Genomic DNA, 15241 nt, shown 5'->3' on the forward strand with positions numbered 1-15241 from the left:
CACAAGTCCTTCAGAGTCACTGAAATAAGGGACGGATCATATCTGAAACCCGTCGGGAATCCAATGTTAAAATTACAAAGATCCGAAAGTGAACAAAACCCTGCAATCCTTGCAGATTTCTGAACAGCCGACATAGAAACTGGAGCGCATCACATTTGACCAGAGCGTCTCTCGGTCTATTATAATCGGTCTCAGTGTCTCTGGAGATGCGACAGCGAATCGGAACACTGTCTAATCTTCCGGGGAAGAGGTCGGAGGCCCTTTTTTCCAGCGCGCCTGATGCACCATTTCTTTACGGTAAGAATGCAGACCCGTCATCAAGATATCAATGGCACGGGAAAAATCGCGAAATGCGTGCAGATATTTCTTCTGTTCCAGCTCTTCTTTGGCATCGTAATAGATCTTGTTGTGTTCGGACCACTCGATCGTCCATTCCTCTTCCATCGCTGCCCGTTGTAACTCGGACTCCATGGTAGTCAGATACTGCAGGAAATCCGTATTAAACTTCAGCTTCTCTGATCGATAAGGCCTCCACTCAATCGTCTTACTTTTATCCAGATATTCTTCACGTTTACTGGACTCGCGCTGCGCAAAGACTTTGCGGACCAGTAACATCACCAGTAGTGACATGCCCCCAAACGTCAGAAACTCGCCCCGGTCAAATTTGGTCAAAATCCACATCAGAATTCCGGCTGCCACCATCAGCGAAGCCACCCAGACCCCAGCCAGCCAAAACCACTCTCCATAGTCGCGTTCCAGTTCGATTTCCGGCTCTGCTTCAGGTGCTTTTTCCTGAGGTAAATTCACGTCCGGCAAGTCTCCCACGCGCACCACGATGACCGAGATGTTATCTGACCCGCCCCGCAGGTTGGCGAGATTGATCATCAGGCGACAGGCGTCACTTGGTTCCAGGTATTTGGCAATCATGCCAATCTCTTCATCTTTCAGATGACATGTCAATCCGTCACTGCACAAGATGTAACGATCCCCCTCCAGGACCGCATAGGGACCTTCAATGTCCACTTTGACAACCGGTTCGGGGCCCAGTGACCGGGTGATGACGTTACGAGGCTCATTCAGATAAACATCTTCGGGCTTCATCCGTCCCTGCCGAATCAGTTCCCACTGCAGGCTATGATCAAACGTCAGTTGATCGATACGATTTTCACGCACCCGGTAGACGCGACTGTCCCCTACATGACCGATTACCGCGCCTTCAGAGCACAGACACAAGGAACTGCAGGTTGTCCCCATTCGCATGAATTCGCGATTGGCCATCCCCCGCTCATTGATCGCCTGATTTGCAACCTCAATCGCAGATTTCAACGATTTGTCAACAGGCCCCGGTTTATTCTTGAAGAAGGTATGAGGTACCGTTTCTGAGGCAATCTTACTTGCCAGCTCACCCACGGCATGGCCTCCCATACCATCAGCAACCAGAAAGAAGTGCCCGTGATCTCGCCAGCCTTCCTGATCTTTACAGATTCGAACCGAGATCGAATCTTCGTTATTTCTGCGCCGAAAGCCAACATCACTCTGCGATGCGAACTGAACCGGATGTTCCCAACGCATTCAAACCCCCACAAACTTTAGAAACGTTATACCACTACTTGATTCCACTTCAATATCTTGGTGAATATTGAACGTAAACACCAGAGAATACTACCGGAAAACCTGTTTTTGTTACTGAAAAACAGGTACACGTTAATACTGCTCATATGGATTATTGTTCGTTTTCCTGAACGATCCTGCAGACAGAATGTCACTGTTTCGTCTCTGAAAGCTTAACGTTGATCCGGCATGGTTTTACCAGTCAAGCTGTAAACGTAGGCCATAATCTCAACGAAGACCTCATATAACTCAAAGGGAATTTCCTGTCCGGTTTTTACATCGCGGTACATCTGACGCGCCAGTGCTTTCCGTTCGATAATCGGAATCCCTTTTTCATTGGCAATTTTTCGGATCTGAAAGGCGATCTCCCCTGCTCCCTTAGCCACCACTACCGGGGCGGGCATCGATTCCGGATCATACTTGATCGCGATCGAAATATGTGTGGGGTTCGTAATCACCACATCCGCTGTCGCCACCTTGGAAAGTTCCTGAGACATCGCGAGCTTTCGATGTGCCTCACGACGACGCTGTCGAATCAGTGGATCTCCATCCATCGACTTCATTTCTTCACGAATTTCCTGTTTACTCATCATCAGGTCTTTTTCATGCTTCCACTTCTGAAAGGCATAATCCAGTCCACCCAAAATGATCAGCGACAGTGCCAACAGCAATCCCAGTTCGATCGTCGAATTAAATATGTCACGCAAAATCGTTTCAGGAGACGCCCCCATCAGTCCCAGAAAACTGGGAAACACCAGGTAGCTGAACCAGGCAGCAATCAACACCAGCAGACAGATTTTACCGAGACTCACTCCCAGCTTGACCAGGCCACGGATGGAAATGATCCGCTTGGCTCCTTCGATCGGATTCAACCGTTCCCACTTGAGTTGGAGCACGTCCGGAGTCATCATGAATCCCACCTGCACGATATTCAGGAACACCGCAGAGACAAATAACGCCACCATCATCACGACTGTCCCCTCCAGGAACAGTTCGATAATGGACTCACAACGTTCGATGAGCAATGGATGATCTACACGCAGCCAGACGGGAGTCGTCAGCGAGACTTCCATCAGATTTTTCATGTCACTGCTGAGATTGACAGCAAAAAAATAAAGGACAGATGCTGTCGCCAGCATCATTCCGGCTGCAGTCAGGTCGGTACTTTTTGCAATGTTCCCCTTCTCGCGGGCTTCATTGCGCCGACGATCCGTAGGTTGCTCTGTTTTTTCTCCTGTATCGTTTTCAGCCATGACAAAACGTTTTCAAATCGATTTATAAAACAGTACTGCGACTCAACTGATCAATGGCAGAGGGAATGGATTCAACCACAATATCTGCAGCCCCCGACAGTGTAAAAACCAGAACAATCAGACTGATCATTGCTCGAATCGGAAAACCGATCACCAGAACATTGATCTGCGGGACGGTGTGCCCGAGATAGCCCATTGAAATCGAGATTAAAGCACTGACAGCCAGTAAGGGGGCTGCCACTTTAATCGACAGTACCAGCGACTGATGCATCAGCGTCTGCAGCAGATCCAGGGTATTCGTGGATACGATCCCTTCCCCTACAGGAAAGACCTGGAATGTATCAATCAGGGACGACAACATTAACAGATGGCCGTTGACCGGTTCCATCAGCAGAAATACGGTGATCCCTATAAAATACAGATACTGACCGCTAAGTGAAGCATTCATGTCAAAGCCAGGATTGAAGACCTCTCCCAGCGCCATTCCGGCCTGCTGATCAATCATCTGACCGGCCATCTGCAGACTGAGTAGAATGATGTAAATCCCCAGCCCCAGCGAAAAACCTAACGTCAATTCCCCCAGAATCGACCAGGCATAATCCAGCAGGGAGTTCGGCATCCGCGTCACGAACCGGTAATCATTGACCGTCAGTTCTTGAGTCGCCTGGCGCCCCGCTGTGACGACAAGGTCATTAAATCGGTCCTGGAGATGTTCCGGAACTTCATCCTGACTCAGCCTCTGGTTCTGGTTGCTGTCCAGTTGATAAAAGCCGACTGTCGTCTGGTCATGCAATGTCGGAGTAATGAGCAGAGACAGGCTCAGGATCAGCAGAATTCGGATATTCGTGGGAAAAATCGGTTGCCCGAACACAGGGCCGATAATCATCAGGCCACTGATCCGCACGACCACCAGCGTAAACGCATAAAACTGCAGCATCGCCCACTGCAGCAGCTGTCCCGGAGCCAGCTGCAGGATCGGATTCATCACATATTGATCGAGGAGTTCGCTCACAGGACTCGTGGTTTCCCTGGTTCATACGACACAGGCAGTTAAAGGCGTGCCGGAATATTGGTAATCAGGTTCGTACTGTATTCCACCATTAATGAAGTGATCCAAGGCAGCGTATACAGGATCGCCAGCACCATCATGATAATTTTGGGAACGAAGCTGATTGTCTGGTCCTGGATCTGCGTGACGGCCTGTCCAATACTGATCACCAGGCCTACCACAACCGCGGTCAGCATGACCGGGCCGCTGACCTCCAGCATGATCAGCAGTCCCTCGCGTCCCAGATCAAGAACAGTGGATGTATCCATAACATTTACCTGAAATTAAGAAAGATGCGGGCGCAACCTGAGCGCCCGAAGTCAACCGACGGCCCTGATACTTTCCAGCAACATCCCGACCGTCAGTAACCAGCCATCAATCAAGACAAACAACAGAATTTTAAAGGGTAATGAAATCAGGACAGGAGGCAGCATCATCATCCCCATACTGATCAGGATAGAGCTGATTACCATATCGATCACAATGAAAGGCAGATACAGCTGAAAACCGATTAGAAAAGCAGTCTTCACTTCACTCAACATATAAGCGGGTAATAAAACCGTCAGTGGTACGTCGTCATAGTCCTTGGGTGCCTGATACGACTCAGCCCCGGGTGAACCTGGCAGAGGCTGCTGATAATCCAGAAACATCCAGACCGTATCACTGTTGCCAGTTAATTCAATCTGATCACTCATAAATTTTCGCAGGGGTGCTACGGTTTTCTGAAAAGCAACTTCAAGTGAAACCGGTGCCTGTTGCGTCTGATTCGTGTAAGGCACAATGCCTTCGTCATATGCTTTTTCCCAGATCGGCGCCATGACCATGATCGTCAGAAACAGACTCAAGCTGGTCAGCACCTGGTTGGGCGGCAGCTGTTGAGTCCCCAACGCCTGTCGCAATAATCCAAACACGATTACAAAACGAATGAAGCTCGTCGTCATGATCAGAATCGAAGGCGCCAGGCTTAATATCGTCAGCAGTAGAAACAGCTTCAATGTCGAATTCAGCCCCTGAGGCGATGTCATTTGTTCGACATCCAGCATTTCCGGAACACCCGCTCCGCCATTTTGATTATCTTGCGACATAAAAACCGGCTGAACAGGCGACTGTGGGGAATTCTGGCTGGAAACCCCCTGATTGGATAATGCCTGATTCGAAGCAGGCGGCTGTGCCTGGACTCCCTGCGCAGACAATCCCAGCCACAGGATAACCAGCAGTGATCTTAGAAATCGTACTGTTGATTCAGTCATCTTAGCTGTGATCAGTTTTGGAACGCCCCCCCGGCTATGCATGGTCCGACTCCGCACGCTCATTCAGGGACTGGCGAGGTGAATGCAGCAGCTTCTGCTGTAAACGGCTCACAGCCGAGTCATAATCTGAGTACTGGTCCTGTTCCGGAACTGGTTCTGATTCGTCAGCGTCCTGAAATGGTTCCGCTGCTGACCGTGTAAAACGCGACTCCTCTTTTTTCGATACGCTTTGAAACAGGTTTCGAAACGAATTCGCAGATCGAGCCGACTCAGCGCCTTCCCGGCACATGCCCGTGATCAGATCGACCTCTACAGGATCAGCAACTTCACTCAGCATTTCCAGTCCGGCAGGAGAGGAACCAAGAATCAGAATCCGGGATCCACACCGCACGAAGTGGATAGTCTGCCTGGCATCCAGTGGTTTTTTTCCCAGCACTTCCATCACTTCACGGGGCAGACCCGCTGACCCGAGCGGATGATGTTTCTTAAATAACTTTGCCCCTACCAGGATAATCGAGATCACTACCAGCAAAGCACCGAATGTCCCCCAGATTGAGGGAGCCCGTTTACTCACGCTTTGACTGGAGGAGCCTGAACCGGTCTGCTTCTGACGCTCCAGGGGAGTGATGAGGTTAGGCTGGGACCTCCGCACATCGACTCCGCTGCGCTGCGGCAATGCCTGGGTTCTCGACTTGTGCATTGCATTCGAATCGGAAACGACGTTCGGCCGACTGGTTTGTGCGACTGGTCGCGGTGTGCCGCTTGGCATCGGCTGCTGATATTTTTGCTGGAACTGCCCTGTCGAATGATTCTGGTTTCGAAATTCGGATGGCTGTGTAAAGGCCGGATTCTCTGCTGAATGCACAAGAGAAGTACAGGTCAGAGAACACAGCAATGCCAGCAGAGATCTATTACAAAGACGAATCATCACATCCTTTACGTCGTCAGTCTTCCCGCTTCACAGGAACACCGATTTCCAGCTGCCAATTACAACTCCGGAGAAATAATCTCTGCGACACGGACGCAGAAATTATCATTCAAAACCAGCACTTCACCTCGAGCGATAATCCGACCATTCACCAGAATATCAACCGGATCCCCCGCCAGTTTATCCAGAGGAACTACGACGCCCTCTTTCATTTTTAACACTTCTTCAATCAGCAGTTCAGTTCTGCCTAGCTCAATACACAGGTCCAGCTCTACATTTTGCAGCGATGACAGTTTCATCGCTTCTTCCGGATTACTGGCCATTGCCTCAAAATTGGGGAATGCAAACGCTTTGGTTCCACCCAGATCATTGGGAATCCCGTTTCCAGGTCCCAGGTTAGGGGAAATCGCTGCAGCCAGATTTGCTTCCGCCTGATTTAATAATGCTTCCGTCTCTTCGCGTGAAGAAAACGGCATCCCTGACTGATCGTCTGCCCCGGAGGAATGCTGATTGAACAGAGCATCGATATCATCGTTGTTGACGACTTTTCCCGGCTTGTCTGCGCCTTCGTTTTCTGTGGCTCCGGCCCCTTGCAGTAATTTTTCAATATCATCAGGATCGAGAAGATTATCTGAAGCCTCTCCCCCGGCAGGAGGAGAATCTGCAGGCGCACCCTGTCCCTGAGCATTCAGCAGTTTTTCTATTTCAGAAGGATCCAGAAGATCATCATTCTCATCAGCCACATTACCATCCTGTCATGCTATACACGCATTATTGTGTCATTGTGCGATATTCGCTGATCACAGTCTCGATGACATAACTTTTCTTGAGAACCTTGTTAACGGCCTCTTTCATCATGCGTTTCATCGTACTTAACTGCGGATCATTCAGATCACTCAGACTGGATTTTCGCACGACTTCAATGACTGCCTGCTTGACACGTGCTTTATTCTGCTCTTTGACCATGGAATCAAAATCAGCAGCAGCCCCCTGCTCGACCAGTGCTACCAGATTAAATGTGACATGAATCGTCGCTCCTGGCTCGGCGATATTGTTTGTCACGCTGAAGTTATCGACAGTCACTTCGGCTGTCGTCACCTGCAGATTTTCACTCCCTTTTGAAAGTGAATCTTCTGCCAGTTCAGCGGGTTGAGCCGGTGGAGTCAGCAGCCAGTATGAAATGCCGATCTGCAGGATGATTACCAGTAGTAACAATCCTCCAATTTTCAGCAGCTTTCCTTTCGATTGCCCCTGGGATGCTTCTTCCGTTGAAGCAACTGCCTCCGTATCGACACCAGGCTCTTGCGTTTCGGTGTCTGTTGCCACGAGTCTCCTCCTTGAACTCTCGCATCCTGTTTGCGCAAAGACAAATCCCTTGTCTTAAAATACGCTCCGCTTCAGGCGGATCAGTTGATTACAGGCTCAGCGAAATATAACCGAGTGAATCTGAAAACGCTCGATCAGGTCTTATCAATCGTCTTGCTTTAACGATTGCCTGTCTTAGGAGAGACTATATACGCATCAATTAAAAATACGTCAACCCGACGATTTAAGGATTGCTCTTCAGGGTTACGCGTGATCGTCCTGGGCTCGGCATCACCCACTGAACTGACAATCAGTCTTTCGGGTTCAATTCCTTTGGACTCAAGATATTCTGCGACATTCTTGGCCCGATAAAAAGACAACTCCTGTGAATCCAGGAATTTTGAGTCCTTTGGTAAAGGTTCTGGTGACGCATGTCCGCGGACGATCAGCCGATTCGGCGTTGGCAGAAGAATTTCGGCAATGATGTCGAGTTTTTTCTTTATTTCCGGGGTCAGCTCAGCCGAAAATCTACCGAAACTAGCCGCTCCCCCCAGAGTCACTTCCGTACCTGTATTGATACGTTCGACGGTTTTATTCGGGCCGCCCCCCCCGCTGGACTTTTCTTTCCCCGTTTTAGTTCCGCCATCAGAACTGGAGCCTTTTGAAGCAGGCTTACTCTGGTTACTGGTGGGGTCCAGAGATTTCCCGGGCACCGCAGCTGTTCCCTGATGAGTACCAAACCGCTCGCGTAACGAATCCAGCATCGCGCGGACGCTACCTTCATCGTTACGAATTTCACTCATTGACACCAGCATGATGAAGAATGTCAGTAGCAGCGACATCATATCACCATAGGTCACCACCCATTCCGGAACGCCAGGAGGTGCATCTTCTTCCGGCATCGCCATCTGAATATCCTCCTTTGCGGTCTGCGAATATCAAAAACAAAACGGTTCTGGAACGAATCAGCATTCCAGGAGCATATTCAAAAAATCAGGCTGCCTGGCTGTCTTTGCCCACCCGCTGATCCTGAGGTAAAAAGGTATTCAGTTTCTGTTCGATCACGCGCGGATTATCGCCTTCCTGAATAGCAATCAGACCTTTGATGATGACTTCACGGACTTGAAATTCCTGTTTGCTGTAATATGCCAGCTTATCTGCAAACGGAAGAAAAAACAGGTTCGAAACCAGGGCGCCATATAACGTGGTGATCAATGCCACCGCCATACCAGGACCGATTGCCTCTGGGTCATCCATGTTTCCCAACATGATGATCAACCCCATCAGAGTCCCGATCATCCCAAACGCGGGAGCATAACGTCCCACAGTATCCATCAGTGATTTACCGTTTTTATGTCTGCCGGCAACTGCTTCCATTTCCGTTCTCAGGATCTGCTCCATGAGATCCACATCGGTACCATCCACCGCCATCTGGACCCCCAGAAGAATAAACGGATCCTCGATCTCTGCGGTCTTGGCCTCTAATGCCAGAATCCCATCTCGACGGGCGATCTCAGCAAACTCCACAATTTGAGTAATCACGGGAGCCAGATTCTGCTGTTTGGGAAAGAATACTTTCTTGAGCACCTTGGGAAACAGCATCATCGCTGCACCGGGAAACGCAATAAAGCAGGCGGCGATAGCCCCGCCGACCACGACTGCAGCAGAGGGTATATCAATAAATGCTGCGAAACTGGATCCCGGCGCAATCGCAATCGCCAACAGCAGCAATGCCATCCCGGAGACTAATCCACCCGCGGTTGCCTTATCCATTTCTGCCAATGTTCCTGATGATCGTGGCCTGTCAGCCACTGTAAATTCAAATCACTGCCTGATAGAGCTCACCAGCTGTGTTTCAGTTTTATAATCCGGGTACAAGACGAATCGCCCGTGAATAGGCGATCGAACGTTTCACCACCTCTTCGACGCTTTCACGCACAATCAATCGATCATCTGATGTCAGCGTAATAAAGGTATCGGGACGACTTTCAATGCATTGAATCAACTCTGCATTCACGACGAATTCTTCGCCATTCAACCGGGTCAATTTGATCATACCGCCAACCTCCCTGGCAAAGCAGTTTCTGTGCTGCGATCATGAAACTTCATGCGCGGCTCACTATCGCCCCAGAACCAGCAGTTCATCCACCAGCTGCTGCACAGAACTGATCACCCGCGCGTTTCCACGATAGTTAGTGGAAGCAACAATCAGGTCAACCAGACTACGACCGACGTCGGTGTTTGATAATTCAATTGAACCAGCACGAATTGTTCCCGCTCCGAAGTTACCGGGTGTCACCAGGAAGGGAGGACCGGAACTGACCCCTTCCTGAAATGTCGAATTTCCGAATTCCAGTAACCCCTGTGGGTTCGAAAAGCGTGCCAGAGTCACCTGCCCCAGAGTACGAATAATACCGTTATCGAATACGCCATTGATAATCCCGGTTTCATCAATCACGAAACTGGCGAGCGTTCCCGGATCGGAACCATCCTGCAGAGTCAACTTCAAAGTACTACCGGCACTCGCAGAAGAAATACCGGAAATATCGGACAGGTCGATTGTCACATCCATTTCATCAGCGGCTGTATTAACACGACTGATTCCAAAGGTATTGGGAGTAAAATCGGTGACATTCCCGTTACTGTCAAATGTAATTGTTCCGGTCGATACAGCAATGTCTCCATCGTTATCGTCAGCACTTTCCATAAAGTAGCGGAACACCGTATTGTTAGACGAACGAGACTCCAGCACGCTGGTCATCTTCATTGTCACAGGCTCACCAAGTGAGTCAAAGATCACAAAGTCGGTAATTGCACTTTCACCATTGGACGTTTCTGTTTTTGTAAATGGCAGAGACACCGTTGCACCATCGGATGTGATATTACCGATTGTGATAGCGATGTCATTTACCGTTCCTGTATTACCGACGACTTGAAATGCTCCTCCCGCGGTTACCGAGACCCCTGGCTGGGCTCCCGTAGTGGCATCATTGGGAATGCCGCTGCCATTTTGAATTCCCAGGGTCCGATCCAGGAAATCTGCAAAGTCGGCTGCCGTCGTGGTTCCGGTTACCAGCAAGGTCAGCGGATCCAGCGAACGACCTCCCTTGTTGGGAGTAAATTCCAATGTCTCACCCACAGTAAACAAAGGCGTTCCAATCGAGGCTTCGACATCTGATAACAGGGTGGCTCCCGTAATGGCAGCATTTGCATTTCCAGCGTCTGTCAGGTTTGCTGTGGACAGGATAGACCCCTGAGTTCCCAGGACACCCGTCGGTAACAAGGCACCACCAATCTGGACGTTCTGAGTGGCCTGAGCTACGTTCAAATCCCCCAGCGGAATTTCAATATCAGCCAAAGTTGTTGTGACCAGATTAAAGTCTTCATCAACACCGTATCCCTGGACTTTAAAACCACTCTGGTTTGTCAACAGGCTCTGGCTGTTAAGTTCGAAGTTACCATTTCGAGAGTAAACCTGACCATCCGGACCATCGAGAATAAAAAAGCCATCCCCCTGGATCGCAAGGTCGGAGGGACTGGTACTGTTGGTCACACTTCCCTGAGTAAAGTCTTTTCGAATCGAGGCACTCAACGCCCCCAGACCAACCTGACGGGGATTTGTACCACCATTACTGGTCGTCGGACGTGACCCCACACTTAATGTACGGGATAACTGAGTGGTAAACAGCACATTTGAGGCTTTAAAGCCGTTCGTGCCCGCGTTGGCAATATTGTTACCCAGCACATCGATACTGGTTTCATTCAGGCTTAAACCACCCAACGATGTATTTAATGCAGATGTCAATCCCATGACTACTCCTCGGTTGAATCAACCAGGTAAAAACCTAATCCATTGGTTCCAGAGCGCAGCATCAGCTTTGCTGAGGCCGCTCCCTGTTCTGAATATCGTCTAAATAGAAACAATTCATACCATTTTTTTTAGAATGTCTCTGTTATCAGAGAACCCCATCAAAATGAAATTGCTGTAACCTTAAAAACTCTAAACACTTGCGGGCTCTTGAACACTGGTAATTGCAGAGACAGGCAATTCAAATGCACCAATGCCGACATACGACTTTCCATCGCGGACAAAAGCGCGCTCCACAACACCCGCTACCGGGTTTTGCTGGCCTTCCTGCCCTTCTACTTCTTTTCCAATTAACCCGGCTGCCTGAGTCAGCGACTGCCCTGTCGTAATTGCTTTCAATGTATCTGATAACTCAATATTCGACTGCAGTTCCCGCATACTGGAAATCTGTGCCAGCAACTGCTCGTTCCCCAGTGGCTCTGTCGGGTCCTGGTTTTGCAGTTCGGTAATCAAGAGCTTCATAAACGATTCGGCGGTTAAACCATTGAAGCCAACTTTATCCGGATCGACGACATCTACTGCAGACGTACCGCCGGTACTGCTACTTCCACCAATTCCATCAACGGCCATAACGGCACTCCTTCATCCCTGAAAAATGGACTTAAATTTGTACGTCGATCTCTTCAACATTCTCTGTCACGATCCCCTGAGAACGAGCTACCTGGGGACGATCCTGGTCGGCAGGTTCATCCTGCTTCACAGTATCCTCTACAAATGACTGCTCACCCGAGCGTTGCTCATTGTCTTGCGGGTTATCTGAGAACTGCTGAGAATTAAAATCATTTCCTGAGTTTGACTGTGTCCCTGACTGAGAAGAACGCTGGTCTTCACTGGCATCCGTATTGATGTGCACGTCAATACGATCTAACGAGACGCCTGTTTTTGATAATGCTTCTTTTAACTGGGCGATATTATCATTGATCACTTTTTGTGCATGGCGATTCTGAACTTCCAGCTTCGCCGTGTATTCACCGTTTTTCAACGAGACTTCAATCTGTAACGTTCCCAGCTCAGGCGGACTCAAACGGATCTTTAGCTGCTGCCCGGTGGAATGTGACTGTTTGACGGCTGTGGAAATCCGTTCGACCAGTTGATCAACCTGTTTGACATCAAGCACGGGCCCTGCGGGCGCAGCTGTTGTTACCTCATTTGTCACGGGAGCAGCCAGATTGCCGTTGAGTGCTTGTATATTTGAAGGATCTGTCTGCTGATTCGTGATCGTATTGTGAGTCTGTGGACTGGCCTTGGAAGCCTCTGTTAACAGGGGATTAGATGAATCTGGCGCAGACTTCACAGTCGGATGTGTCGGATTCAGGGTGGCAGCTTCTATGGAATTATCGCCCGAATCATCGACGGTCTCTGTCTGCGCATCTGTCTTTTTATCTGTCACTTCACTCTCCGCATCGGAAGTGGCATCTACAGGCTGCTGCAACTGTTGAATCACCGTTCGGGAAACTTCTTCCACAGTTGTATTTTCTGCCGACTGTTCACCCTGATTATTTTCATCCGCGGAAGAATCGGACTGGTTTTCTTCTCCGGAACTCTGATATTGCTGCTGAATGAGGGTTTGAATATCGATCTCAGAATCTTCTGTCGAAGCATCCGCGTTATCGGAATTCTCCGACTGAAATTCTTTAATCGCCTGCTTTAACTCCTCTGTTATTTTGATTTCCGGGAGTCCCGCTGACTGTAACAGAGAAACAGTCTCTTCTCCTGAATCAGCTGTTGCCTGCTCGGCTAAAGCTTCTGCTGTCAGATTCGGTTGTTGATCTGCCAGTATGAATTCACTCGACGTCCCCACCTGAGTCGATTCGGTAGATGTGATGTCGTCGCTCTGATTCTTCAATAAAGCTGCCAGACCTTCTGGAATCGGATAGGCTCCCTCTGGATTCGTTTCGGTAACTTCAGTCGGCAGTTTTACCAGAGTCTGATTCTCCGCAAACTGAAAACTGGCTGGAGGTTCTATTTCCCCAACAGTGGCAGTCACTTCCTGGAGAGATTGCTGCTGGGAATCATTAACAGCAGAATCGCTAAACAGTGAGTAGACCTGTTCTTTCTGCTTGACAGGTTGTTGTGTCTCAGCAGCCAGCGGATTGATCGTATCTGATCCGGTTTCTGCGGACTCCGTACTGCTTTCTGAAGCTGGTTCAGTTGAGTCTGCTGACTTTTCCGACACGCTGCCTGCAGCTGCCGACTGATCCTGAACCTCGCGAGAGTCGTTTCTCGAATCTTCACGCTGCAGATTGCCTGCGGATTCTGAATTTTCCTGGCTCTCAGCCGCAGTCTGAGGTGCGGGAGCCTGACTATCTACAGGAGTTCGCTCTGAGGGTAATTCCCGTGATCGGGCATCGATTTCCGGTTTTCGATCAGTAGTATTGCTTGACTGTTTTTTGGCGAGAGACTCACTTAGCTGCCTGCGATAACTCGAATCGGGATTGCGGGTTGCTCCCTGTTTCAGATCAAGATTTTGCTTCCCATACTTACTGAGATCCAGCGATTGTAGATCCAGCAGCGAAACCTTGTGAGAATCTGACATTTCTCATTACCTTTAAGTAAAATAAGTACCGAGGACAGTCTTCCTGCCGATTACTTGCGAACCGCGCAGTGGTATCCACAATGGAAATCAACTGTTTCATCAGTATCATATTCGTCAAAATCCTCACCCGGACATCACGTAAGAATACACAAAATAGATCAATTTTAGCGAAAAATTGCATTAGCCCGTTTAAAGGTCTGACCAGAGAGGGCTGAGAGGAGGTGAAGCAGACTTGATGCGAGAGTCGTGCCTGCATCAGATCACATCAAATGTCAGACAGGCTACCTGGAACGCATCACATTTTACCACAGTATGTTTCGTACTACTCTACCCGGCCGAAATGCCATGGGCGACACTACAGAAAAAAACTGGGCACAATCTAATTATTCCGGGACAATTCGTCCATCGTTCCATCGGCGAAACTGCGGAACGGTTCATCCTGAGAGATCTCTTTGAATATCTCTTTCCCGCGTTTGATTACCAGCGGGTCAGGGGCAACCAGGAATTCTTTCAAGAGCTTGGCTATAAACTTACCATCCATGCCTTTCAACAGTTCGATATTTTCTTCGATGGAAAGCTGCATCAGATATTGAACTGCATCTCCGGAAGGTAAAGCAACCAGCACTGACTGGGTCTTTTTTGTCGCGACTCCCTGACTCTGTTCTTTCAGAATTTTCAGTTCTTCTTCAAAGGTCTTTTTCGCCAGTTCAAATGCCAATCGCTCTTTTTTGAGAGAATCTGAGGATTCAGTAATCGAACTTTTCAACATCTCGATTTCATCTTCACGTGATGCTAATTCCAGAATTCGCATTGCCCGTGTTTCAGCAACTTCATTTCGTGAGGGCAGACTGGTTTCTTCCTCAATTAATTCCACGTCATCCAGTGACTGTCCAGTCACGATCATACGAATGTCCTTAACGGAATCCGCATTCAGATGTCCGCGAACCCATAAAAAACTGAGACCGAGTATTTCCGAGATAATGGTCGCCACACAAAACACACAGAGAATAACAACCAGAGGACGAATCATTGATTACCTCCTGTCTGCTGAGTTGCTGACCAGGTCTCTTCCAACTCAACCATCTCTTTCTGATTTTGTACATAGAGGAATTCGTCACGATATTTATCGGACAGTTTTTCCATTGCTTTGACTTCCTGCTCGGCTTTGGCCAAAGCCTGCCTGCAGAGTGCAATCTGTTTTGCCACTAATTCCCGATTGGCAATGATCGACTGAATTTGTGTTTGTAACTGGCCCGCGTAATACCGTAAACTGGTCGTCCCATCGATGTCGACACGCCCTTCAGACTGACGCGCCCGGATTTCCTGAAACTGTTCTGTACGATGTAGTTTCAATTGCTCAGCCTGATCAATCAGCCGCTGATCTGCCTGGAGAATCTCCCCCAGCAACTGATGGCACATACTGCGTTTATGCCGTCGCATTT

16 protein-coding genes are annotated in these 15241 nt (G+C 49.1%); all 16 read right to left on the reverse strand.

Annotation, left to right across the window (positions count from 1 at the left end; all coding sequences use genetic code 11):
- Positions 1-231 precede the first annotated feature (231 nt).
- Positions 232-1572 (reverse strand): PP2C family protein-serine/threonine phosphatase, encoded by a 1341-nt coding sequence (locus tag Pan161_RS06435; RefSeq protein ID WP_145225162.1) that lies wholly within the window; start codon positions 1570-1572, stop codon positions 232-234.
- Between the two features lie 212 nt (positions 1573-1784).
- Positions 1785-2864 carry a flagellar biosynthesis protein FlhB gene (gene flhB, locus Pan161_RS06440; protein WP_145225164.1) on the reverse strand — a complete coding sequence of 360 codons (1080 nt, stop codon included), beginning with the start codon at positions 2862-2864 and terminating at the stop codon, positions 1785-1787.
- Positions 2865-2886: 22 nt separating this feature from the next.
- Positions 2887-3876 carry a flagellar biosynthetic protein FliR gene (locus tag Pan161_RS06445; RefSeq protein ID WP_145225166.1) on the reverse strand — a complete coding sequence of 330 codons (990 nt, stop codon included), beginning with the start codon at positions 3874-3876 and terminating at the stop codon, positions 2887-2889.
- A 38-nt stretch (positions 3877-3914) separates the two neighbouring features.
- On the reverse strand, positions 3915-4181 hold the full coding sequence (gene fliQ / locus Pan161_RS06450) for a flagellar biosynthesis protein FliQ (RefSeq protein WP_145225168.1): 267 nt from the start codon (positions 4179-4181) through the stop codon (positions 3915-3917).
- A gap of 51 nt (positions 4182-4232) precedes the next feature.
- Entirely contained in the window at positions 4233-5162 is a 930-nt protein-coding gene (fliP, locus tag Pan161_RS06455; RefSeq protein ID WP_232103645.1) for a flagellar type III secretion system pore protein FliP, read from the reverse strand.
- A gap of 34 nt (positions 5163-5196) precedes the next feature.
- Positions 5197-5931, reverse strand: coding sequence for a FliO/MopB family protein (locus Pan161_RS06460; RefSeq protein ID WP_197995727.1), 735 nt, complete (start codon positions 5929-5931; stop codon positions 5197-5199).
- 218 nt (positions 5932-6149) lie between these two features.
- On the reverse strand, positions 6150-6833 hold the full coding sequence (gene fliN / locus Pan161_RS30435) for a flagellar motor switch protein FliN (protein ID WP_197995728.1): 684 nt from the start codon (positions 6831-6833) through the stop codon (positions 6150-6152).
- A 28-nt stretch (positions 6834-6861) separates the two neighbouring features.
- Complete coding sequence (locus tag Pan161_RS06470) at positions 6862-7416, reverse strand: hypothetical protein (protein ID WP_145225174.1); 555 nt, start codon at positions 7414-7416, stop codon at positions 6862-6864.
- A 158-nt stretch (positions 7417-7574) separates the two neighbouring features.
- Positions 7575-8303, reverse strand: a complete 729-nt coding sequence (locus tag Pan161_RS06475) for an OmpA/MotB family protein (RefSeq protein WP_145225176.1) — start codon at positions 8301-8303, stop codon at positions 7575-7577.
- 85 nt (positions 8304-8388) lie between these two features.
- The gene (locus Pan161_RS06480) at positions 8389-9168 is read right to left on the reverse strand and encodes a motility protein A (RefSeq protein ID WP_145225178.1); all 780 of its coding nucleotides are present in this window, start codon (positions 9166-9168) and stop codon (positions 8389-8391) included.
- Positions 9169-9256: 88 nt separating this feature from the next.
- Positions 9257-9451, reverse strand: a complete 195-nt coding sequence (locus tag Pan161_RS06485) for a flagellar FlbD family protein (protein ID WP_145225180.1) — start codon at positions 9449-9451, stop codon at positions 9257-9259.
- Between the two features lie 63 nt (positions 9452-9514).
- The gene (locus tag Pan161_RS06490) at positions 9515-11206 is read right to left on the reverse strand and encodes a flagellar hook-basal body complex protein (protein ID WP_145225182.1); all 1692 of its coding nucleotides are present in this window, start codon (positions 11204-11206) and stop codon (positions 9515-9517) included.
- A 189-nt stretch (positions 11207-11395) separates the two neighbouring features.
- Positions 11396-11833 (reverse strand): flagellar hook assembly protein FlgD, encoded by a 438-nt coding sequence (locus Pan161_RS06495; protein WP_145225184.1) that lies wholly within the window; start codon positions 11831-11833, stop codon positions 11396-11398.
- A 31-nt stretch (positions 11834-11864) separates the two neighbouring features.
- The gene (locus Pan161_RS06500; RefSeq protein ID WP_145225186.1) at positions 11865-13799 is read right to left on the reverse strand and encodes a flagellar hook-length control protein FliK; all 1935 of its coding nucleotides are present in this window, start codon (positions 13797-13799) and stop codon (positions 11865-11867) included.
- A 379-nt stretch (positions 13800-14178) separates the two neighbouring features.
- The gene (locus Pan161_RS06505; protein WP_145225188.1) at positions 14179-14829 is read right to left on the reverse strand and encodes a hypothetical protein; all 651 of its coding nucleotides are present in this window, start codon (positions 14827-14829) and stop codon (positions 14179-14181) included.
- Positions 14826-15239, reverse strand: a complete 414-nt coding sequence (locus Pan161_RS06510) for a flagellar FliJ family protein (RefSeq protein ID WP_197995729.1) — start codon at positions 15237-15239, stop codon at positions 14826-14828. Before Pan161_RS06510 ends, Pan161_RS06505 begins: the two co-directional genes overlap by 4 nt.
- Between the last annotated feature and the right edge of the window lie 2 nt (positions 15240-15241).

The organism is Gimesia algae (genome assembly GCF_007746795.1).
In the GTDB taxonomy this organism is placed as follows: domain Bacteria; phylum Planctomycetota; class Planctomycetia; order Planctomycetales; family Planctomycetaceae; genus Gimesia; species Gimesia algae.